22 protein-coding genes and 1 other RNA gene are annotated in these 23,156 nt (G+C 41.3%); 11 read left to right on the top strand and 12 right to left on the bottom strand.

Going from position 1 to position 23,156, the window contains the following annotated elements; all coding sequences use genetic code 11:
* Positions 1-107 precede the first annotated feature (107 nt).
* Positions 108-503, bottom strand: coding sequence for an acyl-CoA thioesterase (locus PHU20_RS02130; protein WP_274823690.1), 396 nt, complete (start codon positions 501-503; stop codon positions 108-110).
* Positions 503-1,549: a glutaminyl-peptide cyclotransferase gene (locus PHU20_RS02125; protein ID WP_274823689.1), complete on the bottom strand. Its 1,047-nt coding sequence runs from the start codon at positions 1,547-1,549 to the stop codon at positions 503-505. Before PHU20_RS02125 ends, PHU20_RS02130 begins: the two co-directional genes overlap by 1 nt.
* Positions 1,550-1,822: 273 nt before the next feature.
* On the opposite strand from PHU20_RS02125, the gene ffs reads away from it, so the two are divergent.
* The 3 genes from ffs to fsa all read left to right on the top strand — a co-directional run bounded on the left by ffs (position 1,823) and on the right by fsa (position 3,569).
* Positions 1,823-1,921, top strand: an RNA gene (gene ffs / locus PHU20_RS02120) — signal recognition particle sRNA small type.
* Positions 1,922-2,047: 126 nt separating this feature from the next.
* On the top strand, positions 2,048-2,857 hold the full coding sequence (locus PHU20_RS02115; RefSeq protein WP_274823688.1) for an SDR family oxidoreductase: 810 nt from the start codon (positions 2,048-2,050) through the stop codon (positions 2,855-2,857).
* Positions 2,858-2,915: 58 nt separating this feature from the next.
* Positions 2,916-3,569, top strand: a complete 654-nt coding sequence (gene fsa / locus PHU20_RS02110; RefSeq protein WP_274823687.1) for a fructose-6-phosphate aldolase — start codon at positions 2,916-2,918, stop codon at positions 3,567-3,569.
* A 58-nt stretch (positions 3,570-3,627) separates the two neighbouring features.
* On the opposite strand, the gene PHU20_RS02105 is transcribed toward fsa, so the two are convergent.
* Positions 3,628-5,016, bottom strand: a complete 1,389-nt coding sequence (locus tag PHU20_RS02105; protein WP_274823686.1) for a TlpA family protein disulfide reductase — start codon at positions 5,014-5,016, stop codon at positions 3,628-3,630.
* Positions 5,017-5,189: 173 nt separating this feature from the next.
* Between PHU20_RS02105 and PHU20_RS02100 the strand changes: the two genes are divergently transcribed.
* Both PHU20_RS02100 and PHU20_RS02095 read left to right on the top strand, forming a co-directional pair.
* On the top strand, positions 5,190-6,818 hold the full coding sequence (locus tag PHU20_RS02100) for an ABC-F family ATP-binding cassette domain-containing protein (protein ID WP_274823685.1): 1,629 nt from the start codon (positions 5,190-5,192) through the stop codon (positions 6,816-6,818).
* Positions 6,819-6,844: 26 nt separating this feature from the next.
* Complete coding sequence (locus tag PHU20_RS02095) at positions 6,845-7,981, top strand: hypothetical protein (RefSeq protein ID WP_274823684.1); 1,137 nt, start codon at positions 6,845-6,847, stop codon at positions 7,979-7,981.
* Positions 7,982-8,005: 24 nt separating this feature from the next.
* On the opposite strand, the gene PHU20_RS02090 is transcribed toward PHU20_RS02095, so the two are convergent.
* A complete protein-coding gene (locus PHU20_RS02090; protein ID WP_338040866.1) occupies positions 8,006-8,719 on the bottom strand; it encodes a hypothetical protein in 714 nt (237 codons plus the stop codon).
* Between the two features lie 211 nt (positions 8,720-8,930).
* On the opposite strand from PHU20_RS02090, the gene PHU20_RS02085 reads away from it, so the two are divergent.
* On the top strand, positions 8,931-9,506 hold the full coding sequence (locus tag PHU20_RS02085; RefSeq protein ID WP_274823682.1) for a fasciclin domain-containing protein: 576 nt from the start codon (positions 8,931-8,933) through the stop codon (positions 9,504-9,506).
* Here PHU20_RS02085 and pheT read toward each other — a convergent pair.
* Entirely contained in the window at positions 9,498-11,924 is a 2,427-nt protein-coding gene (gene pheT / locus PHU20_RS02080; RefSeq protein WP_274823681.1) for a phenylalanine--tRNA ligase subunit beta, read from the bottom strand. The two genes, PHU20_RS02085 and pheT, sit on opposite strands and share 9 nt — an antisense overlap.
* 130 nt (positions 11,925-12,054) lie before the next feature.
* Here pheT and PHU20_RS02075 point away from each other — a divergent pair, with 130 nt between their 5' ends.
* Positions 12,055-13,275 (top strand): peroxiredoxin family protein, encoded by a 1,221-nt coding sequence (locus tag PHU20_RS02075; protein WP_274823680.1) that lies wholly within the window; start codon positions 12,055-12,057, stop codon positions 13,273-13,275.
* 11 nt (positions 13,276-13,286) lie between these two features.
* Here the strand turns inward: PHU20_RS02075 and leuB are convergent, their stop codons facing one another.
* Positions 13,287-14,405 carry a 3-isopropylmalate dehydrogenase gene (gene leuB, locus PHU20_RS02070; RefSeq protein WP_274823679.1) on the bottom strand — a complete coding sequence of 373 codons (1,119 nt, stop codon included), beginning with the start codon at positions 14,403-14,405 and terminating at the stop codon, positions 13,287-13,289.
* A complete protein-coding gene (locus tag PHU20_RS02065; RefSeq protein WP_274823678.1) occupies positions 14,406-15,578 on the bottom strand; it encodes a 2-isopropylmalate synthase in 1,173 nt (390 codons plus the stop codon).
* A gap of 148 nt (positions 15,579-15,726) precedes the next feature.
* On the opposite strand from PHU20_RS02065, the gene PHU20_RS02060 reads away from it, so the two are divergent.
* Positions 15,727-17,271, top strand: coding sequence for a hypothetical protein (locus PHU20_RS02060; RefSeq protein ID WP_274823677.1), 1,545 nt, complete (start codon positions 15,727-15,729; stop codon positions 17,269-17,271).
* A gap of 43 nt (positions 17,272-17,314) precedes the next feature.
* Complete coding sequence (locus PHU20_RS02055) at positions 17,315-18,136, top strand: DMT family transporter (RefSeq protein ID WP_274823676.1); 822 nt, start codon at positions 17,315-17,317, stop codon at positions 18,134-18,136.
* 9 nt (positions 18,137-18,145) lie between these two features.
* Here the strand turns inward: PHU20_RS02055 and PHU20_RS02050 are convergent, their stop codons facing one another.
* Genes PHU20_RS02050 through panB form a run of 4 tightly spaced genes read right to left on the bottom strand, consistent with a single transcriptional unit; the run spans position 18,146 to position 20,749 of the window.
* The gene (locus PHU20_RS02050) at positions 18,146-18,679 is read right to left on the bottom strand and encodes a DUF4252 domain-containing protein (protein WP_274823675.1); all 534 of its coding nucleotides are present in this window, start codon (positions 18,677-18,679) and stop codon (positions 18,146-18,148) included.
* Positions 18,680-18,722: 43 nt separating this feature from the next.
* Complete coding sequence (locus tag PHU20_RS02045) at positions 18,723-19,415, bottom strand: RluA family pseudouridine synthase (RefSeq protein WP_274823674.1); 693 nt, start codon at positions 19,413-19,415, stop codon at positions 18,723-18,725.
* Positions 19,416-19,418: 3 nt separating this feature from the next.
* Positions 19,419-19,901: a signal peptidase II gene (gene lspA, locus PHU20_RS02040; RefSeq protein ID WP_274823673.1), complete on the bottom strand. Its 483-nt coding sequence runs from the start codon at positions 19,899-19,901 to the stop codon at positions 19,419-19,421.
* 29 nt (positions 19,902-19,930) lie between these two features.
* Entirely contained in the window at positions 19,931-20,749 is an 819-nt protein-coding gene (gene panB, locus PHU20_RS02035) for a 3-methyl-2-oxobutanoate hydroxymethyltransferase (RefSeq protein ID WP_274823672.1), read from the bottom strand.
* Between the two features lie 134 nt (positions 20,750-20,883).
* Between panB and PHU20_RS02030 the strand changes: the two genes are divergently transcribed.
* Together PHU20_RS02030 and PHU20_RS02025 are read left to right on the top strand one after the other, a co-directional pair.
* A complete protein-coding gene (locus PHU20_RS02030) occupies positions 20,884-21,342 on the top strand; it encodes a nuclear transport factor 2 family protein (protein WP_274823671.1) in 459 nt (152 codons plus the stop codon).
* 36 nt (positions 21,343-21,378) lie between these two features.
* A complete protein-coding gene (locus tag PHU20_RS02025; RefSeq protein ID WP_274823670.1) occupies positions 21,379-22,314 on the top strand; it encodes a 3-keto-disaccharide hydrolase in 936 nt (311 codons plus the stop codon).
* A 31-nt stretch (positions 22,315-22,345) separates the two neighbouring features.
* Here PHU20_RS02025 and PHU20_RS02020 read toward each other — a convergent pair whose 3' ends face one another.
* Complete coding sequence (locus PHU20_RS02020; protein WP_274823669.1) at positions 22,346-22,951, bottom strand: hypothetical protein; 606 nt, start codon at positions 22,949-22,951, stop codon at positions 22,346-22,348.
* Positions 22,952-23,156: the final 205 nt, after the last annotated feature.

Below are 23,156 nucleotides of genomic sequence, written 5' to 3'. Positions count from 1 at the left end.
CCGGGGTTGGAGGCATATTCAAAATCCTTCCGGCAAGAACTCCATCCCAACAAAAATAGCAGTGCGGAAATAAGGATGAAAAATGCGACATGTATTAAGGGTACGGATTATGTACTCAAGAAAGCATTTTTTATGGCCGTGGAAATTCGGATCGGTTTTAAGTTAAGGGCATTCAATAGGCACCACTCGGTTTGGGCGCGAACCAAAAGCACATTTGTTTTGGAATTGTACATTTCCACACATCGTATCGAGAGGGCTCCCTTTGTACTGGCGATATAGGTCCTTGCAAGGATATTATCGCCTAAAACCGCGGAACTGAAATAATCTATGGTGTGTTTTTTGACCACCCAAAGAATACCGGCCTGCATTTCTTTAGGGGCCGTGGTTTCCCAATGCTCTTTTGAGATGTCTTGAATCCATTGTACATAGCGAACATTGTTCACGTGGTCCAACTCATCAAGGTCAGCTTTGGATACACATATGCGCTTTTCGTAAGCTTCCATTATTTCTTAATGATATTTACCTCGAACATTTTATCCCAGTTTTTCCCGGTTACGAAAAAAGTTCTTCGTTCCGGGTGATAAGCAACGCCATTAAACACATCCAATTCGGGATGTTTGGTCACTTTTTCCTTTAAACCGCCAAAATTGATGACCCCTTCAATTGCTCCGCTCTTGGCATCAATGATCATCATACTGGGTTTTTGATACACATTGGCATAGATTTTTCCGTCCAAATATTCCAATTCATTGGCCATATTGAAAACCGATTTATCCGTTGCGGTTTCAATATGTCCTTCTTCCACCAAGGTTTCGGGATTCAGGATCCAAATTTTTTCCGTACCGTCGCTTTTAAAGATTCTGTTGCCATCGTTGCACAATCCCCAACCTTCCTTACTTTGCCCATATTGAAAATCATCTATTTTTTGGAAAGTTTCAAGGTCATAGACAAAACCGATTCCACTTTGCCAGGTAAGTTGATAGATCTTGCCGTCCATGATCGTAATCCCTTCTCCAAACTGGGAGTTTTCCAAGGCTATTTTGTTCAAAACCTCCCCGGTTTTAAAATCCACCTTCCTCAACGAGGATTTCCCCTTTTTCCCTGTACTCTCATAAAGTACCCCATCATGGAATTCCAATCCCTGTGTGTATGCTCCAATATCATGGGGGAATTCATTGATGATCTCATAGGTGTACAAGGCAGGAGGGTTTGGGGCCAACACTTTTATTTTCTTGGAGATCTCCGCACTGGTATCATCGTAGTCGATAGTCGCCTTTAGGGTTTTATTGCCCAGGGTCGTAAGATCGAAAGTCAGTTTATTGCCATTTATTTGGAGTTCGTTATCGTCAATCGTATAGGTTACTTTGTTGATGGCTTTGTCTTTCTTGTTTTTTATCGCCACGCCGATGGATTCGTGTTGTTTGAAATCCGTTTTGTTCCCTTCGAGCTTAATCTCGAACAAAGAGGATGCCTTGGTATTTCCACTGCCACAGCCTATGATCAAGAGTAGAAGGAAATTGCAAACAACAAAAAATTTAAGTGTATTCATGAAACTTTTAATTTGATATATAATAAGGTGCGATTCAAAGAAAGACCCCGTAGTGTCTGGCAGTCTGTGTTTGCAATCGGCAATCAAGGGGCCAAGTTACTTGATATAGATCAGAAAATAAAACGATTGATTGAATTTTAGGTGACGTTGGTATGCAGGTTGTATCGTGAAATGGGTTTATAATGCATTGGAAAACAACGGCTTTATTTATTTGTGGTATAAAGAGCCTATTTAAGGTTTATTTTTTGATATAAAAGGTTGTATATTTGCACTCGGCAAGTCCTACACGACCAGCTCCTGTAGAATCCCCCAGGGTGGGAACGCAGCAAGGGTATACGGTCGTAGCGGTGCGATGTAGGTAGCTTGCCGTTTTTTTATGCCTTTATTTTTCGTAAGGCCTGTGTTCGGTTATCGGATTACATATCATTTTTTCATATTGACGGATTCTGAATCCAAATTCTACAAGACGCTGTATTATTCTTTAATTTTGCAACTATTATGGAGCAAAAAATAGTTCTTATCACAGGTGGCTCATCCGGTATAGGAAGGTCAATCGGAAATTATCTAAAAAGCAAAGGTTATAAGGTTTACGGTACGACTAGAGATCTTAACAAATATCCCGATTTCAGCGATTTCGATCTATTGGAATTGGATGTGAGGAATACCGGGACCATCGCAATGGCCATTGATAGAATTTTAACTAAGGATGGGCGGTTGGATGTGTTGATCAATAATGCCGGGGTCGGTATTACGGGGCCCATAGAGGAAACCCCCCATGAGGAGATCCTTAAAACCTTTGAAACCAATTTTCACGGACCTTTACATATGATCAAGGCCGTATTGCCCCAAATGCGAAAACAAGGACACGGACGTATCATCAATGTCACCTCTATCGCAGGGTACATGGGATTGCCTTATCGTGCCATTTATTCGGCTACCAAAGGAGCACTGGAACTTACCACTGAGGCCCTAAGAATGGAAACGAAGGATTTTGGTATCCATATCAGTAATTTGGCTCCGGGCGATTTCGCTACGAATATCGCCAGCGGAAGATATCACGCTCCCGTTCTGACCGATTCCCCTTATAAAGCGCCTTATGGGAACACTTTACGACTGATCGATGAAGATGTTGATTCGGGTAGCGATCCCAAACTAGTAGCGATAAAGGTGTATGGCATTTTAAACACCAAAAAACCGAAGGTACATTATAAAGTGGGGTCTTTTATGCAAAAATTCTCTATTGTCTTAAAACGATTATTGCCAGACAAAACGTATGAGAAGTTATTGTTGAACCATTATAAGTTGTAATTTTGCCGGATTCAATACCATTGAATGCCTGGGATAATAATTAAATAAATACGAAGTCATGAAATTTTTTATCGATACCGCCAATTTAGAACAAATAAAAGAAGCCCAAGAACTTGGGGTCCTTGACGGGGTAACCACTAATCCGTCATTAATGGCCAAGGAAGGCATTACAGGGCGAAATAATATTCTAAAGCATTATGTTGATATCTGCAATATCGTGGAAGGCGATGTTTCTGCGGAAGTAATTGCCACCGAATTCAGTGAAATGATAAAAGAAGGTGAGGAATTGGCAGAGTTGCACGAGCAGATCGTGGTTAAGGTACCAATGATCAAGGATGGTCTTAAGGCCTTAAAATATTTTTCCGATAATGGTATCCGTACCAATTGTACCTTGGTCTTTTCGGTTGGTCAGGCGTTGTTGGCCGCCAAAGCGGGAGCTACTTATGTATCTCCATTTATCGGTAGGTTGGATGATATTTCCACTGACGGACTTAATTTGATTGCCGAAATACGCCACATCTATGATAATTATGCTTTTGAAACCCAAATATTGGCGGCATCCGTAAGGCATACCATGCACGTTATCGATTGTGCCAAAATAGGAGCCGATGTAATGACGGGTCCCCTTTCATCCATTGAAGGTCTTTTAAGACATCCATTGACCGATAGTGGATTGGCAAAGTTCTTAGCGGATTATAACAAGGGTAACTGATCCTTACTTGGTATAAAAAATAAATAAGAGCCCAAAAACCAATGGTTTTTGGGTTTTTTTAATCGAATGATTTATAAATATCCCCAAAGGCATCAACAATCTGTTCATCTTCGGTTATGATGCATTTATTCAAGGGGTATACGATCAACGATTTCGTAAGTTGTTCAAAATTATCCGATCGGAATTGTGAGGAGGCATCAAAACCCGAGGTTTTTACCAAGGATTTCCATTCGTCTTGACCGGTTTTTACATTGATACCTACAAAGTCGAAATTGGGCTCTTCCCGTTCAAGTTGTTTTACGCGATTTGAGATATTATTGAGGTGTTTCCTATTGGTCCCGGACCAAAAATAAAATACGGTTTTCCTGTTTTTCGCAATATTGGGTAAGGTGATCTTTTCCCCATTGAAATTGGTCACTTCAATTTCGGGAATTCTATTTTGGGGCTGAATGTTCTTAATGCCGTTATACAGATCCTCTATTTCGGCCATATGCTTGTTATCACTTGATAGTGCTTGAAAGACTTCCATGAAAATTCTATTGTTTTCAGGGGTGTCGTGCACTTTCAATAAATAGTCGACGGCCACGTTTCTAAAAAGGTTGTCCTTTAAATCCTTTTCCACGACCATACTATCTATGAGTTTCATTTTGTGTTTGTTGAAATGAAGGTGGTTTCTGGCCATATTATCCTTTATCTCACAACCTTCCGTACAGGACATAAAAGATAAATTCCCGAAATGGTTTACCATGAATTCATAATAAGGCCTTAAATAAGTCAGGTCCTTATTGTCATAGGTGATTTCATTGCGGTAGGCATAGTACGATTTATCGAGGTCCGGTATTTTGTTCTTCGTTTTGGAGAATTTTTTATGTTTAAAAGGGTAACGTTCCTTGTATTTGGCATAATTATAAACGATATCGGCCTTGGCGATTTCCATTTCTTTTTCGGTAAACGGGAAATCAAGGTTGAGTTCGTTCAACAGATCCAACTTCAAATGTTGTAAAGAATCGATTTTCCTACTGAATCCCTTAGGTTCCAAACGGTAGAAATCGTTTATGATTTTTTTCTCATTCTCTTTGGTGAGATAGACCTCCATCATAAAATTATTGATTTCTTCCCCTTTTCCCGAATAAACGAGCGATTCGTCAAAATCAACCGTATTTAATCGTATAAAAAGGCTATCCCCTCTATTTAAATAAACATTCTGGTATTCCGGGGCATGTTTAAAATGGTAAAGGCCGTTTTCGATTGAGTCAAACCTAAAGGCAAATCTGTTGTCATCGTCCAAAGCTACGGAATCTATGAGCTTGTCACCCTTGAATAGAACCACATAGTTGTCGGTAGGATTTACGATTTCTCCGCTAAAAAAAACACTGGACGAATTTTTATGGTCTTCACTGCAACCTACCAGGACAGAAAGTAAAAGAATGAGTAAACTTCTATTCATATAACAGTATATACGATATACTATCAAAATTAGTGAACCCAATGATGTATCCCTGTTAAATACGAGTTAAAATACCATTTCGATTCGTTAAGGTATTCCTTATATAACGCTAAAGTTTATTGGTCTATCGCTATTTAATTGTCTATTTTTGCACGGATTTTAAAAAAAGGAAAATGTTATCTGTATCCAATTTATCTGTTCAGTTCGGTAAACGTGTATTGTTTGACGAAGTAAATGTTTCGTTTACCCAAGGCAATTGTTATGGGGTCATTGGCGCCAATGGTGCCGGTAAAAGTACCTTTTTGAAAATCCTATCCGGACAGATCGATCCGACCTCGGGGCATGTGCACCTTGAACCAGGGAAAAGAATGTCGATACTCGAGCAAAACCACAATGCCTATGATGGGTATACGGTGCTTGAATCGGTGGTCATGGGGAACAAACCCCTTTTTTCGATTAAAAATGAGATAGATGCCTTGTATGCAGATTATACCGATGCCAATGCGGATAAAATCGGGGAATTACAAGTGCAGTTCGAGGAGATGAACGGTTGGAATGCGGATAGTGATGCCGCTGCCTTATTATCCAACTTGGGGATCCATGAGGAATTGCATTATTCCTCAATGGCCGATGTGGATTCTAAATTGAAGGTGAGGGTGTTGTTGGCCCAAGCCCTTTTTGGCAATCCTGATGTCTTGATCATGGATGAGCCTACAAACGATTTGGATTATGAGACTATTGGTTGGTTAGAGAACTTTTTGGCGGATTATGAAAATACCGTAATTGTCGTTTCGCATGACCGTCACTTTTTGGATGCCGTTTGTACACATATTGCCGATATAGATTTTGGTAAGTTGAACCTGTTCTCAGGGAATTATACGTTCTGGTATGAAAGTAGCCAATTGGCCGCCCGCCAACGTGCCCAACAAAATAAGAAGGCCGAGGAAAAAGCCAAGGAGTTACAGGAATTCATCATGCGTTTTAGTGCGAATGTCGCAAAAAGTAAGCAAGCTACTTCCCGTAAAAAAATGCTGTCCAAACTAAAGGTTGAAGATATTAAGCCTTCAAGTAGAAGGTACCCTGCATTGATTTTTGAACGTGAGCGTGAAGCGGGCGATCAAATTTTGAATGTTGAAGGATTGGCAGCTTCTTCAGAAGATGGCGATCTACTTTTCAGTCAGGTAAGCATCAATTTGGCGAAAGGGGATAAGGTGGCAATAATTTCCAGGGATTCTAGGGCTACCACTGCTTTTTATGAAATCTTGAATGGCAATAAAAAGCAGGATGCAGGTGAGTTTCAATGGGGGGTGACCACTACGCAATCCTATTTGCCGGCAGACAATTCGGATTTCTTTACCCAAAACATCAATTTAGTCGATTGGCTAAGGCAATGGGCAAAGACCGAGGAAGAAAGGGAAGAGGTTTATATAAGGGGCTTTCTGGGCAAAATGCTTTTTAGTGGGGAAGAGGCCCTAAAAAAATGTACGGTGCTTTCCGGAGGTGAGAAAGTGCGTTGTATGTTAAGTAGGATGATGTTGCTCAGGGCCAATGTACTTATGCTCGATGAACCGACCAACCACCTGGATCTCGAAAGTATTACCGCCTTTAACAACTCCTTGAAAAATTTCAAAGGAACCGTTCTTTTTACGACCCATGATCATGAGTTTGCCGAGACGGTTGCCGATCGAATCATAGAATTGACCCCTAAAGGCAACATTGACAGATATTTAACGTTTGATGAATATATGTCCGATAAGGCTATTAAAGAACAGCGCAATAAAATGTACGATGTGAAGGGATAGTCTTATCGGCCCCTAAATCTTACATTATGAAAACCTACAGCATTCTTTATGCCTTAGTGGCATTGGTGGTCTTAGGTTGCAGTACCTCTGAAGACACCTCAACAAATCTCACAGAAACAGGAGAAGAAACTTTCTATGCCGCGGACTATGCGCTATTGATGAAAAACAACGGCGAACTGACCGTGCAAACCTTAGAGGCGACAAAAACCGGCTTCGAATTCAGTTCGGCAGAAAGCTCCTTTGAAAATATTCCGGTTCCGGAATTGACGTTCCGGGAAGGTTCGACTTTTGCCTTTTATACTAAATTGACGGCATGTGACGGACAGGTGGTTCTCCATGATTTCAATGAGGATGGGTCTAAAACGGTGGATGTTTTTGGGGACAAATTGGATTGTGCCCTTGAAGTAACCTCCATTGCGTTTAGTGGTGGGGTCTTGTTTGTGGCCTACACGATCGAAGAGACTTCAAAAATCGACCGGTATTTTGTTCGGGCCATCGACTTGGCGCAAGAGGAAAATAATAGTACCGATATAGCATTGGATAAAAAACCGGTGCAGATGGCCATCACCAACGGTCGTTTGTTCGTATTGACCTTCGATTTGGACATTACCGAGGAATACGGACTTTCGGTCATTGATATGGCGTCCCTGTCGGTAATCCACGAAAAAGGATTGGGATATGATGTAGTCAATATATTTACGGACACACGGCAACAGCTGATTATTTCTTATGAAGAACTGCATACGATTTTAAACAGTGCTACCTTGGGGGTGCAATATGTGAACTATGGGGGTGCCACGGCTCCTGAATTCAATAGGGTCGAGCAGAATTTTTTTGATGAATCCGGAAGGCTTTTTTATGTAAAACCCATAATTGCGGATTTTGTCGGTATACCGGCAATCTATGATTTTACCAATAATCTCGGCGTTTTGTATTACTATGAAAATTTTCTGACCGCCACGCAATTGGGGATCGAATATAAAATAGGGAATACTACCATGGTCAGCTATGATGTGACCAACGACGATATGATCGTAGGATATCAAAAGAGCGATGATGCCGATAAAGGGGGACTTTTGCGAATACAGCTAGAGCCTGGGCCGGAATTTTTGGGAAATATTGATTTGAATGGAGTGCCTTACCGGTTTTTCTTTCAGGATTGAATTTAGGCTTTATTCCAAAATACATTAAGAGTTAAGAAACCTGCTTTTCCAAATCGCGTGGTTGAAGTTTTTTCCCTTGGCAAAACCATAGAACAAAACTACGGCAAGGGCCCATTTGAACATAAAGAAGAACAATAGCCAAAATTCATAACCCGAAGTGGTTTTTGTGAAAAGTTCAATAGGGGTGATCAAGGTGGTCAAAAAACTCAATACCAATACCGTAAGTACTAGGTTTACCACGTTTTTGTACGGCCACATGAATACTTTGCGGAAAGGATGGAGGTCGTTTCCCCATTTATGGATAAAATAATAATAATCGTTGCCTATAGGGGCGAACAACAAGGGGTCATCCTTGTCCTTTAATTTAAAAAGTTTGGAAGGAGCGATTATTTTGAATCCGGAAAGTTCGGTTGCATGAAATTTTTCGAGTTGCTTTATTTTTGAGATTGCCTCTTGCGGAATATCACCCTTAAAGTATTTCGTATCCAAAAAACGCAGGCGATAGTCGATACAGATCTTTCGAATGTGTTCGATATGGTAAATGTTCCCCGTTTTCAATTTATCAAAATGGAATGCGTTGGAATTCCCGGACATACCCGATAATAGGTTTCGTTCAACCCTGTCTTGCCGCTTATCACTTTCTTCCAGGATTTTTTGTACTTCTACCAGGATATCGACCGATTCAAAATGCTTCGATTTAACCTTGTCCAATGCTTTTTTCAGATTTGTTTTCTCCATTTTCATAGCTTATTGAATCTTAATCCATTGAAAATAAAACATTTTGCCTTTTTTGCAAATTTTACAGTGTTAAACCCGTATTGTTAATATTATGTTAAATACGTCAAAGTGCACAATAAGTCTGTTTTCTACATGGGTTAATGTTGTATATTGTCGATCATTTCATACCGTTTATCGATGAAATGTTATCAAGCCCTAAATTAAACCAATTATGAGCCATTTTGTTCCCCGACTTGCCCTATTGACGTTTTTCTGGACGTTTTTTGTTACCGCCCAAGGGCCTGATGCCGGTATCGACGATGACCTATTGGCCATGGGGTATGAAGAACCCATATTTTCGAACACATCGAATGCGACAAATTTCAGGACATTGTTCATGGCTATGAAAGCGGCCGAACTGGATAATATATTGGCTTTAAACGGTGCATTTACCATTTTTGCGCCCTCTGATAAAGCTTTCGATACCCTGTTTGGGAATACGGATTCGGACTTTTTTAAAGCTGAAAATAAAAGTGATTTACAGGCGCTCTTAAGATATCATATCATTGCGGGTAAGTTTTCCGCTTCCAACCTACTTTCGGCCCTCTGCAAGGGTCAGGGTACTGCCAAGCTCATGACCGTGCAAGGGGAAGCGCTTACGGTCTCCATACAGGGGATCGATATCGTTTTGACCGATAGTTTCGGGAATTCGGCCAAGATAATAACTGCGGATACCAATAGGTGCAATGGGGTGATCCACACCATAGACAGTGTTATCCTTCCCAGTAAAATGGCTTATTTACCTTAATTCGGCCCCTAATTCAGTTTCGTATTTTTGTTGGAGTTTAGACATTATTTTATCGATCTGCTTATCGGTAAGCGTCTTTTTATCGTCTAACAGGGTAAAACTTACCGCATAGGATTTTTTGCCTTGGGGTAGTTTGTTTCCGGTATAAACATCAAACAAGGTTACCTTTTTCAGAAGATTCCGCTCAGTTTGGAAGGCCATGTCATGAATTTGCTTGAATTCGATGCCCTCATCGATCAGTAAGGCAAAATCCCTTTTGACTTCCGGGTATTTGGGAATCGGTTTGAATTTGATTTCCGATTTGGGTACCAACTCAATGATATTGTCCCAATGAAAATCAGCGTAAAACACCTCTTGTTTAATATCAAAGTGTTTGACCAGGGATTTGTGTATGACCCCGAAATCGACGATTTTCATTTTCTTGGCTGTAAGGGTCAATCCTTCCGAAAACAAAGAGCCTTCGACCGGGTTTTGATTACTGTCCGAAATACCCAATCGATTTAAAATGTTCATCACGACCGATTTGAAAAAGAAAAAATCGGTAGGTTTCGCAGGGGAAGCCCAGCCTGTATTGTTCCTATTTCCGGTTATCAATAGACTTAAGTGTTTGTTTTCTACATACCGATCACTATACTGGTGGTACGTTTTCCCAAATTCAAAAAATCTAAGATTGTTTTTCTTGCGGTTAATATTGTATGAAATCGTCTCTAGGCCATTCAATAGCATGCTTTGGCGCATTGCCGATAAATCGGCACTTAAGGGATTTAGCATGGTCACGGAATGCCCGGGGTCCAATTCCTTTATCAGATTGACATAATCCGGTGAGGTAAGACTGTTCGTCATGATTTCATAGAACCCCCTGGAAGCCAAGAAGTCACCGATGATATCCTGTAGGTTGTAATCCTCGAATTTGGATATAGGGGCAATTGACGCATTCAATTTATCTCCAAATGTGATATTGTTGTAGCCAAATACCCGGAGTATTTCCTCGATCACATCCACTTCCCGTTGTACGTCGACCCTGTAGGACGGTATTACCAATCCCATCCCAGATTCGGTTACATTTTTCACCTTGATCTCCAAAGAGGCCAAAATGGATTTAATCGTATCACGTGGTATTTTTTGGCCAATAAGGTGGTCTATTTTCTCAAACGTCAGGAATACCTGATAATCGTCCTTTTTATTTGGATATAGATCCACGATATCCGATGTGATATCCCCGCCTGCGATTTCCGTAATCAATAGGGCGGCACGTTTAAGGCAATATTCCACATTTTCTATATCGATACCTCTTTCAAATCGAAATGAGGCATCGGTGTTCAATCCATGTCTTTTTGCCGTTTTGCGTATGGAAATGGGGTCGAAATAGGCACTTTCCAAAAATATCGATTTTGTATTTTCGGTGACCCCTGTGTTGATTCCGCCAAAAACGCCAGCGATACACATGGGTTTTTCCCCATCACAGATCATTAGGTCCTCTTCATGCAGTTCCCTTTCAATACCGTCCAAGGTCATGAATTTGGTTCCTTTAGGTAAGGTTTTGACCACTATCTTTTTGCCTAATATTCGACCGGCATCAAAGGCATGGAGGGGTTGTCCCATTTCATGTAAGACATAATTGGTCGCATCGACTATATTATTGACCGGGTTTAAACCAATCGCCCTTAAGCGATCTTTCAACCAATTCGGGGAGGGTTGTACGATTAGGTTGCTTATGGTCAACCCACAATACCGGGGAGCCAATGTATTATCTTCAACCGAGACATCCATTTTCAATGACCGATCGGCAATGTTAAAATGACTGGTCGATGGGGTAATCAATTCCTTTACGACTTCTTTTTGTTTAAGTCCGGCCTTTAAATCCCTTGCTACCCCGTAGTGACTCATTGCATCGGCCCTGTTCGGGGTGAGTCCTATTTCAAAAACCTCATCGTTTTCTATTTCCACGATTTCGGCAAATGGTGTCCCAGGTACCAAGGATTCTTCCAAGACCATTATCCCATCATGGCTATCCCCGAGACCTAGTTCATCTTCGGCACAGATCATTCCATGGCTTTCTTCGCCCCGGATTTTCCCTTTTTTAATTGTCCAAGGTTCCCCTTCTTTGGTGTAAAGTACGGTTCCTATCGTGGCCACAGGTACATTTTGTCCCTTCGCTACGTTTGGTGCACCACAGACTATCTGTACCGGTTTCTCTAGACCAATGTCGACCGTAGTCAATTTTAAGCGGTCGGCATTTGGATGCTGTTCACATGTGAGTACATGACCCACAACAATGCCTTTTAAACCACCCTTAACGGTTTCATATTTGGTAATACCTTCGACTTCCAAACCTAAATCGGTCAAAAGTTCAGCGGTATCCGTTGCTTTCCAATCAATATCAAGAAACTGTTTCAGCCAGTTATAAGAAATGTTCATTTTCTGTATTTAAAGCTGGTAAAGATAAAACAATGAAATAAGACATTCAATACGGATTCAATTGAATTGTTTTAATTTTTTATGTAAGTATTTATTCGTTACTTCGTTTGTAGTATTAAAAATTTGATTTATGCGTTATTTAGGGTCACTCCTATTGGTTTGTTTATGTTGTTTATCATGTTCCAATCCCGGACAAGGGAGTCTCACCGAAGGATATTGGCTTGCCCGTTTGGAGGTGCAGGACGGGGAGGTGTTGCCTTTTAATTTTAATTTAAAAAAGGACAACGGACAATATGCCTTGGAGATTTATAATGCGGATGAAGTAATCAAGGTTCATGAGGTCAAGGTAAAGAACGATTCCATAGTCATACAAATGCCCGTTTTCGAAGGATATATTAAGGGAAAATATAACGATACGGTCATCAATGGTGAATTTATAATAGAAAGTCTTAATCGGGTGGTACCTTTTTCGGCGACTTATGGGGAGCGCACAAGATTTAAAACCCAACAAGAACCATTGGTCAATGTTTCGGGAATCTGGAAGACCGAATTCAGTCCGGATACCCCGAATGGTTATTTGGGCAAAGGGATATTTACCCAAGACGGTTCGAAAGTTACCGGTACATTCAGGACAACCACCGGTGATTACCGGTTTTTGGAAGGGGTCATGGACGGGGATACCATGAAAATATCGGCATTTGACGGTTCCCATGCATTTTTGTTCACTGCCAAAGTCAGCGATAGTACGCTTGAGGGTACTTTCTATTCCGGAAATCATTATCAAGAACCTTTCTTTGCCAGAAGGAACGAATATTTTGAATTGCCGGATCCGGATTCTTTAACCTATTTAAAACCCGGACATGAAAAACTTGCTTTTACTTTTCCCGATACGGAGGGTAATCCGGTTTCTTTGGAGGACGACCAATTCAAGAACAAAGCGGTAATAGTCCAGATTATGGGGACGTGGTGCCCTAACTGTTTGGATGAAACCAAGTTCCTTGTCAATTATCATGCAGAAAATCCACAATTGGATGTGGCCATTGTCGCCTTGGCCTTTGAGTATTCTAAGACCGAGGAACAAGCCCTACAACGCATCGATCGATTGAAAGATGCGATTGGGGTCCAATATCCGATATTGCTTGCGCAATACGGGTCGTCAAGTAAAATTGAGGCACATCGGAAATTACCCATGTTGAATCACATAATTTCCTACCCTACAACGATATTTGTCGATAAAAAAGGAGCGGTACGAAAAATAAGTACGGGGTTCAATGGTCCTGCCACAGGGGAAAAGTATGAATCGTTCAAGAAAGATTTTGATGCTTTTGTCAAGCAACTGGCATCCGAATGATTGGGTGGGTCTTAAATAATGGTTGATTTTCCCAAGCCGATATTCTCATCATTGATGTTCAGGTTGTCATCGGCATCCACAATATTCTTTGCAATAAAATCACCGACACTGGAAGTTCCATATTTTGTGCTTCCCATAATATCGATGGTTACGATTTCTTTTCTGAACGATTGATGGACCGCTGAAACAATGGCATTGACTTCTTCGTGCAATCCAAAATGATCAAGTAGGAGGGCAGCACTATATATAGCGGCTACCGGATTGGCAATATTCTTCCCTTTGGCTTGGGGATAGGAACCGTGTATGGGTTCGAACATCGCATATTCGGTGCCGATCGAGGCCGATGGCAACAATCCTGCAGAGCCGATCAACACATTGCACTGGGAAGATAGGATGTCACCGATCATATTGCTGGCCAGGATAACATCAAAGGAATTAGGGTTCAATAATATGGCCATGGAGGCATGGTCCAAATACATGCAGGTCAATTCAACTTCTGGATAGCTTTCGGCGATTTTCGTGACTACTTTTCGCCATAACCTTGAAGTCTCCAGCACATGGGCCTTGTCTACCAATGTTAACTTTCTTTTTCTCTTTTTCGCCGCCTTGAAAGCCATATGGGCGACACGGCTAATTTCTTCTTCGGTGTAGCGGCATAGGTCGGTGGCAACGGTCCCGTCTTCACTTAAGCTTTTTTCGCCAAAGTACATTCCACTGGTCAGCTCCCGGTATATTACCAAATCGGTACCCGTAATCACATCGCGTTTAAAAGGGGAATTGCTGCTTAATACGGGAAATGCCTTTATGGGTCTGATATTGGTAAAGAGGTCCAACTCTTTTCGCAAATATAAAAGTCCGTCTTCAGGACGCACTTTAGCCATTGGATCATTATCGTATTCAGGGGTACCGATGGCCCCGAACAATATCGCATCGGAATTTTTACATAGCGTTAAGGTTTCCTCGGGGATTGGGCTGCCTGTTGCCTTCATGGCCGCCGCCCCTACCAATCCATTGGTGAAGGTGAAATCGTGACCGAAATTTTCCTCTACGGCTTGTAGGCATTTCACGGCTTGGTCGATAACTTCCGGGCCAATACCATCCCCACCTAAAACTGCTATGTTCAATTTCATTTAAGAAATACTTTCAATTTTAATATTGCTACTCGCTATGATTTCATGGATATCCTCATCCACGATTTCTTTTTGTTTATCGGCATATTTCAAAAACTCTTCGTAAACAATATCCAATTGTACTTTGGTAAGTTCATAACCTACATTTTTCGCCCGGTAGGCCAAAGCGGCCCTACCACTTCTAGCGGTAAGAACGATCGATGATTCAGTTACCCCAACATCGGAAGGATCCATGATTTCATAGGTTTCCCTGTTCTTGATCACCCCATCTTGGTGGATTCCAGAGCTATGGGCAAAAGCGTTGGCCCCTACAATAGCTTTGTTGGGCTGTACCAGCATGCCCATTTTTTCGGAAACCATTTGACTGGTATCGTAAAGTAGTTTGCTGTTGATATTGGTATCAATACCTAAATAGGGGTGCTGTCTCAATATCATGACCACTTCTTCCAAAGAGGTATTACCGGCGCGTTCCCCGATCCCATTGATCGTACATTCAATCTGTCTGGCACCGTTGATTACCCCTGCAATGGAATTCGCGGTTGCCAACCCTAAATCATTATGACAATGACAGGAAAGTACCGCTTTGTGTATCCCGGTAACATTTTCTTTGAGGTATTTCATTTTGGCCCCATATTCCTCGGGAAGACAATATCCTGTGGTATCCGGTATATTCAAGACCGTGGCACCTGCCTTAATCACGGCCTCGCAAACCCTTGCCAAGAACTCATTATCGGTCCTACCGGCATCCTCCGCATAAAATTCCACATCCTCAACAAAGGTTTTGGCGTATTTTACCGCACTTACAGCCCGTTCTATGATGGCTTCTTTGTCTGAATTGAATTTATGCTTTATATGGGAATCAGATGTTCCTATGCCTGTATGTATTCTAGGTGTTTTGGCAGGTTTCAACGCTTCGGCAGCAACCTCAATATCTTTTTTTACGGCACGGGTCAGCCCACATACCGTAGCATTCTTTACGATTTTGGCAATTTCAAAAACGGCATTAAAGTCACCGGGACTCGAAATAGGGAATCCGGCTTCGATGATATCGACACCAAGATCATCGAGACGTCTGGCAATGACCAATTTCTGTTCTTTGTCCAATTTACATCCCGGAACTTGCTCCCCATCACGCAACGTGGTGTCAAAAATCTGTACTATATCTTTACTCATTATATTTACGTAATTTTACTAGCTAATGACGAATATATGACCAATTAAGGGAAATCACCTAAACTTTATGTTTTCATTTACAACGTTAAGGAACTTTTTGGTTGACATAAGTATTTGTATAACAACGATTTAAACTATATATATTACGATGACAAATGTGCATAAAGATGCATTGTTCGTTCTGGTAAAATCACTTTCCAAGTCCGAAAAACGCCAATTTAAACTTTATGTTGGGCGCTTGGGAGTGAATGCCGATGCCAAATTTTTGGCATTGTTCAATTTATTGGATAAGACAAAGCAATATGATGAAAAAGTGATTTTGGATAGTGGCATTGTAAAAAAGTCGCAACTTTCCAATTTAAAAGCCCATTTGTATAAGCAAATTCTGGTAAGCCTTAGATTAAATCCCGTCAATCAAAATATTAGGATCCAATTGCGCGAACAGTTGGATTTTGCTACCATCCTATATCAAAAAGGACTCTATAAGCAAAGCTTGAAAATCTTGGATAAATCGAAGATAATAGCCATAGACCATGAAGAAAAGAACATTGCCTATGAGATCGTAGAGCTCGAAAAAATAATCGAAACCCAATATATTACCCGAAGTATTCCCGATAGGGCCGATGAATTGGCGGTGCAGGCGAAGGAATTGTCCGAACAAAACGTGATGACCAGTAAATTATCCAATTTGTCATTGCAATTATATGGCCTGATGTTGAAGGTGGGTTATGTCCGTAGTGATGACGATTTAAAAATGGTGCAGAACTACTTTAGTGAGAAATTGCCGAAATACAATATCGATGAACTGGGCTTTCGTGAGAAATTATGGCTTTACAAGGCGAAACTTTGGTATAGCTTTTTGATACAGGATTTTCTTTCCTGTTATAAATATGCCAATAAATGGGTGGATCTTTTTTATGAGAATGAGAAAATGATCCAATTGAATCCCGTTTTTTTCTTAAAAGGAAACCATTACCTATTGGAGTCGTTGTTCTATGTAAAATACAGTTCCCAATTCAGGCAAACCCTTCAACGCTTGGAACAGATAGTGGAAGGGAAGAATTTTCCCAAGAACGACAATATTGCCTCATTGGCTTTTCTATATATAAATGCCAACAGGTTGAACCTCCATTTTTTGGAGGGTACTTTCAGTAAGGGCCTATATCTGGTCAAAATCATAGAATACGGCATCGCAAAACACCGGGATCGCCTTGATGCACATCACATCATGGTCCTGTATTACAAAATAGCCAGTCTTTACTTTGGTAACGGAGACAATAAAAACTGTATTTTATACCTTAAAAGAATCATCGATAACAAAAATCTAAAAATGCGCGAAGACCTTATGTGCTTTGCAAGGGTATTGAGTTTGGTTGCCCATTATGAAGCCGGAATGGATTATCATATGGAACTTCAACTGAAAAGTACTTATAAGTTTTTGTTGAAAATGAACGATCTGCATGCCGTTCAAAAAGAAATAATCAAATTTTTACGGAATTTAGGGGGGATTTACCCCAATGATTTACGCAATGAATTCCAAAAATTGTATAATGAGCTTAAGAAGTATGAAAACCATCCGTATGAAAAACGTGCTTTCCTTTATTTGGATATCCTATCTTGGCTGGAAAGCCATTTGGAAAATAAACCCGTAGCACAGATCATTCGGGAGAAAGCCATGCAGCATACACGATAGATAAGTTTTGGGGAACAGTAGGCATTTTACCAATTTACTGGAATTGAATTTGGCAATGCTTTTTGTCAGTACCTCAGGGGCATTGGGGCGGTATGTGGATTTGCCAGTACCCGTAACCATTGCGACTAGGGGTATTTTGGCTTTTATCATCCTGTATGTTTATTGCCGGATCAAAGGTATTTCCCTGCTCGTGGGATCCAGTGATGGATTTATGGTGATCCTGAGTGGGGTTTTGATGTGCTTACATTGGTTGACCTACTTTTATGCCCTTCAAATGTCGAATGTGGCCATTGGCATGCTATCGCTGTTTACCTATCCCGTTATTACCGCTTTTTTAGAACCTTTGATTTTAAAGTCCAAATTTCATAGGGTCCATGTGTTGTTGGGTATTTTGGTTTTATTTGGCGTTTATTTTTTGTCCCCTGAATTCGATTTAGGCAATTCGACAACCTTGGCGATAGGTATGGGGATATTGTCGGCCTTATGCTATGCCTTAAGGAACATTATCCTAAAATCGAAAACGGCAAGTTACCACGGCTCTATGCTCATGGTCTATCAAACAGGGATCATTGGTCTGTTATTGTTTCCGGCATTATTCTTTATTGATTTTCGAATATTGCTGGGCCAATGGGAGGGCATTGTGGCGTTGGCCGTATTGACGACGGCCATTGGTCATACCCTTTTCTTATTGACTTTTAAACACTTTTCCATTACGTCAATAAGTATCATGAGCAGTATTCAGCCGGTTTTTGGTATTATCATAGGGGCAATTTTTCTAGGTGAGATTCCTGCCATGACGACCCTTGTAGGCGGTATGTTCATATTGGCATCGGTGGTCATTGAGAGCGTACGGGCCTCGCGATAGTTATGGCCTTCAATTGTTAGGGTTGTCCGATTCCGGGGTTTGCGGATTGAATTGCTGGATCAGTGCATCCCCAATTTTTCCGAAGGCATTGTTTTTGGCCATTTCACGAACTTTGATGGGGTCAAAATCCCCATTGAAATATAACAAGGAGCCATTAATGTTGTCATTCTTGTATATCAAGATTTCCCTAACGCTATTGCGTTTTTCACGAATGGAAACGACATTTCTTTTCAATTCATCATTTTTACGGTATACCTCGATAAAAGAATTTCCGGTAATCCCGTTCATTTGTGAATTAAGAAATTGTGTTTTGGCAGGGGTGCCACTAGGAAATCGCATAAATCGCAGATCATTCGTATTTCCGACAAGAGCCTGCATTTCAGGAGAAACTCCACTGATCAAGGTCAACATGAACTTGGGAACACGAATGGCAGTGACCTGATTGTCGTTCTTATGGGCATTATAAAAAGTGTCTATGGAGTTATAGCTTCCACATGAAGCTAAAAGCACAAGAATTAGCAATAAAATTGTTTTATTAAACATGGTATGGTGTTTTTGAGTCTGAAATAAATGTACTAAAATAGTATCAACAAGCATTCCAAACTGCATCATCGGGTAGCGGGGCGATGATTTCAAGACGTTCTTTTTTTACGGGATGTACAAAAGATAATTTCCTTGCATGTAGGTGAATACTGCCATCTTTGTTACTGCGGTCAAAACCATATTTCAGGTCCCCTTTTATAGGGCATCCGATAGATGACAATTGTGCCCTGATCTGATGGTGACGCCCAGTTTTCAAATCAATTTCCAATAAAAAATAGTTGTCCAACTTTTTTATCAGGCGGTAATCCAAAACCGCCTTTTTACTATCCGGTACTTCCTTATTGTTGGCATAGGATTTATTCTGTTTGGGATTGCGCCTCAACCATTGGGTAAGGGTATCGTAATCTTTTGGAGGTCTTTTTTTAACGACCGCCCAATAGGTTTTTTCAGCCTCTTTTTCCGCAAATAATTTATTCAACCTTGGTAAGGCTTTTGACGTTTTCGCAAAAACCACAATGCCCGAAGTAGGGCGGTCCAGTCTATGGGGAACCCCTAAATAGACATTGCCGGGCTTATGGTATTTTTCCTTGATATAGTGTTTTACGACCTCGCTAAGGGGCGTATCCCCGGTTTTGTCGCCTTGAACGATGTCTCCTGGACGTTTGTTGATGACAATGAGATGATTGTCTTCGTGTAGTATCTGAAGGTTTTTGGAATTTGAAATTAGCTTCGACATCCTTTAGATTGATAGATTCCTGTACCGAAGCGTTAGAAAAAGCAATAGACAAACCCCAATGGATACCGATACATCGGCCATATTGAAAATCCCTGTTTTAAAAAAGCCGAGTTTAACCTGAAAGAAATCGGTTACGGAGCCATAAGCAATGCGGTCAATAAGGTTGCCTATGCCGCCACCGATGACAAAGGCAAAGGCCAGTACCATCCAACGGTTGAGATTTATCTTCTGTAAGGTTCGTGCCATCAACACCAATAGTACCATTAGAGGGAGCCCCTGCAGGAATACCCTTTTGAGAATAGGGGGTAAGTCCTGTCCGAACCCAAGCATGGCCCCGGTATTTTCCACGTTGGTCAAGATGAAATTATCGTTGATGACCTGGATATAATCCATTGGCTCTACATGTTTGCGTACAAGGTCTTTGGACAATTGGTCGCAACCGATGTTCAATAGGACAAAGATGATTATGCTTGTTCGTTTTAACATGTTTTATAAATTGGGAATGTCAATTTTAATCAATACTGCTCAGCATCATTGGGGAAATCCCTGGTCTTTACATCAGTTACGTATTGCGTAATGGCCTTGCCCATTTCCTCATACAGGTTCATGTACCTTCTTAGGAACCTTGGGTTAAACTCATGGGTCATTCCCAAAAGGTCGTGTATGACCAAAACTTGTCCGTCTGCATGTTTTCCGGCGCCAATCCCTATGGTGGGGATCGAAATACTTTCCGATACCCTTTTTGCCAGTTCTGCCGGTATTTTTTCCAAGACGATGGCAAAGCATCCCAAGCGTTCCAATAATTTGGCATCGGCAATTAATTTTTCCGCTTCTTCTTCTTCCCTTGCCCTTACGGTGTACGTACCGAACTTATAAATCGCCTGTGGGGTCAATCCTAAATGGCCCATAACCGGGACACCGGCGTTCAAAATCCTTTTTACCGATTCTTTTATTTCCTCCCCACCTTCTACTTTTACGGCATGGGCCCTACTTTCTTTCATGATCCGAATGGCGGAACGTAAGGCTTCTTTAGGGTCACTTTGATAACTTCCGAAAGGAATATCAACGACCACAAGGGCTCTTTTTACGGCCCTCATCACCGATGAGGCGTGGTAGATCATTTGATCTAGGGTAATGGGCAATGTTGTTTCATACCCTGCCATGACATTACTGGCAGAATCCCCTACAAGAATCACATCTACCTTGGCGGCATCCACAATTTTCGCCATTGAATAATCATAAGAGGTGAGCATGGAAATCTTTTCACCGTTTTTTTTCATTTCCACAAGGGACTTAACAGTAACCCTTTTATATTCTTTTTTGGCTGTAGACATCGATCTTGATTTAAGATCGGTAAAAGTAAGGATTTTGTGCCGGTTTTAGGGGAGAAGGTGGGGGATTTTTAGAATGCCCACCTTTGAGGTTGTCCTTAAATGATTTTGACTTATTTTTGATGGAAATAGTGGGTATGAAAAAGGTATTGCCAATAGTGTTGCTTCTTTTTTTTGTGGATGTTACCGCCCAGGGAAACGATGAATCCCGTATCAGGCAGGCTATCGAGGATTTTTTCATGGGTTTTCATGCCAAGGATTCTGTATTAATGAAGCAATCGGTCGGTGAGGGTGTTATCGTCCAAACCGTAGGCCGAACAAAAGAAGGTGAGGCAATCTTGCGCACGGAGGATTTCGATAAGTTTTTGAAATCCATAGTAAGTATTCCGGATTCGGTCGATTTTCAAGAAAAGTTGCTCTCTGTCAATATACAGTTCGATGGGGCCATGGCCAGCGCTTGGACCCCTTATGAGTTTTGGTATAAGGGTGCATTCAGCCATTGTGGGGTAAATTCCTTCCAATTGTTCAAGGACAAGGGTGAATGGAAAATCATATACCTTATAGATACTAGGCGACGGGAAGGCTGTGGAAAATAAAGTTTAGCCAATTTAATTCGATAAATACCATTTACAATGATCAGTAAACAGTTAAAATTAGTTGCGGTCGTCATTACCGTTGCCCTTTCATTTCAGCTTAAAGCGCAGGAATCCAAATCGATTGAAGGAAGATGGAACCTGACCATATCCCAAGATGGGAAAGAGGTTCCTTCATGGTTAGAGGTTACGCATTCGGGGTTTAGCACTTTAGTAGGGCGATTTGTTTATGCTTTTGGCAGTGCAAGACCTATCGCGGAAGTAAAATCGGATAACGGGAAATTCAGTTTTGCCATACCTCCACAATGGGAACCCGGGAAAAGGGATATGGAGTTTGAGGGTAGTTTGGAAGGGGACCGATTAATGGGGAAAATGATTTATACCAATGGTAAGACCTACGATTGGGTAGGGACCAGGGCGCCTAAACTGCATTATAATCGGCAACCCGTTTGGGGTGCCCCAAAAGCCTTGTTCAATGGCAAGAATATGGACGGATGGCATGCTACAGGAGAAAACCAATGGCAAGTAATAGATGGGGTTCTTACCAGTGAAGAATCGGGGGCTAATTTGGTTTCCGATGAAAAATTCGACGATTTTAAATTACATATCGAGTTTCGCTATCCTGAAGGCAGTAATAGCGGTATCTATCTACGGGGCAGATATGAGGTGCAAATTGCGGATAACCATGGGTTGGAACCATCCAGTATCTATTTTGGGGGTGTTTACGGATTTCTTACACCAAATGAAATGGCGGCCAATCCCGCAGGGGAATGGCAAACCTATGATATTACGTTGATAGGTAGACGGGTGACCATAACGGCCAATGGGAAAGAAATAATTACCGATCAGAACATACCGGGGATGACCGGGGGCGCCTTGGATAATAATGAGGCCGAGGCAGGGCCGTTCATGATACAAGGAGACCATGGTCCGGTGGCATTCCGGAATATCGTGGTAACCCCTATCATGAAATAGTTCCTGACCAAGGATGAAGACATAGCGGTTTCTAAAGGTACAGGTGTTCACAAGTTGGGCAGATGTCCAATTTGTGGTTGAAGGGGAGTTTTTCCACCCAATCGGGGACCCAATCCCAATGCTCGGGTTTGTCCGCCCTTTGGGTGTGCCTGCAATTACTGCACTGGATAATCTGACCATCGGCATTCAAGTATCTTTGCTCAATGGCTTTGAACGCCTCGCGATTCATATTGTCCATCGGTAATTTGAACATTTCGGTATGTATGACCAAGATGCCTTCTTGGTTCTTTAACGGATATGCGGTTTGATGGAAAAAACGAAATTCCGTTTTGCTCGAACATTCATAATCATGATGCCAGGCCTTTCCGGTTTTAAGTACCTTTTTGTAGTTATTGTAAAAATATAACCTAAGTCGGACCCCCTTGATCGATTTTAGGAATGGAGTGCCCAAAATCATATTTTTGGACGCCACTTTATCAAATCCGTTCTTGTCGGCAAAATCGAACCAAGCCGGATTGAAATAGATGAACTTCAGGTTTTTGGATAACGCATAAATTGAATATTTGCTGTTCTCCAGAACTTCGAAATTAAAGTCCCCAAGGATATCCAAAAACCTATTGTCATACCTTTCCGACATGATCCAAACTGTTTAGCTCGCATCTGTGGGGATATTTGTTTGCGGTAGTGATAATATATTTGTCCATGCTATCGAAAAAAGGTACTTGGCCTTGATAAACAATTGATAACCAGTCTATTTTTTCATGAATTTAAACTAAAATCATTTCTAGACCAAATATTAAGACCCTTTTAAACATGCCGCGTACATGGTATCAGTGCTATCA

Source organism: Maribacter polysaccharolyticus (genome assembly GCF_028882255.1).
GTDB lineage: Bacteria > Bacteroidota > Bacteroidia > Flavobacteriales > Flavobacteriaceae > Maribacter_A > Maribacter_A polysaccharolyticus.
This window is presented reverse-complemented; position numbering and strand designations above follow the sequence as displayed.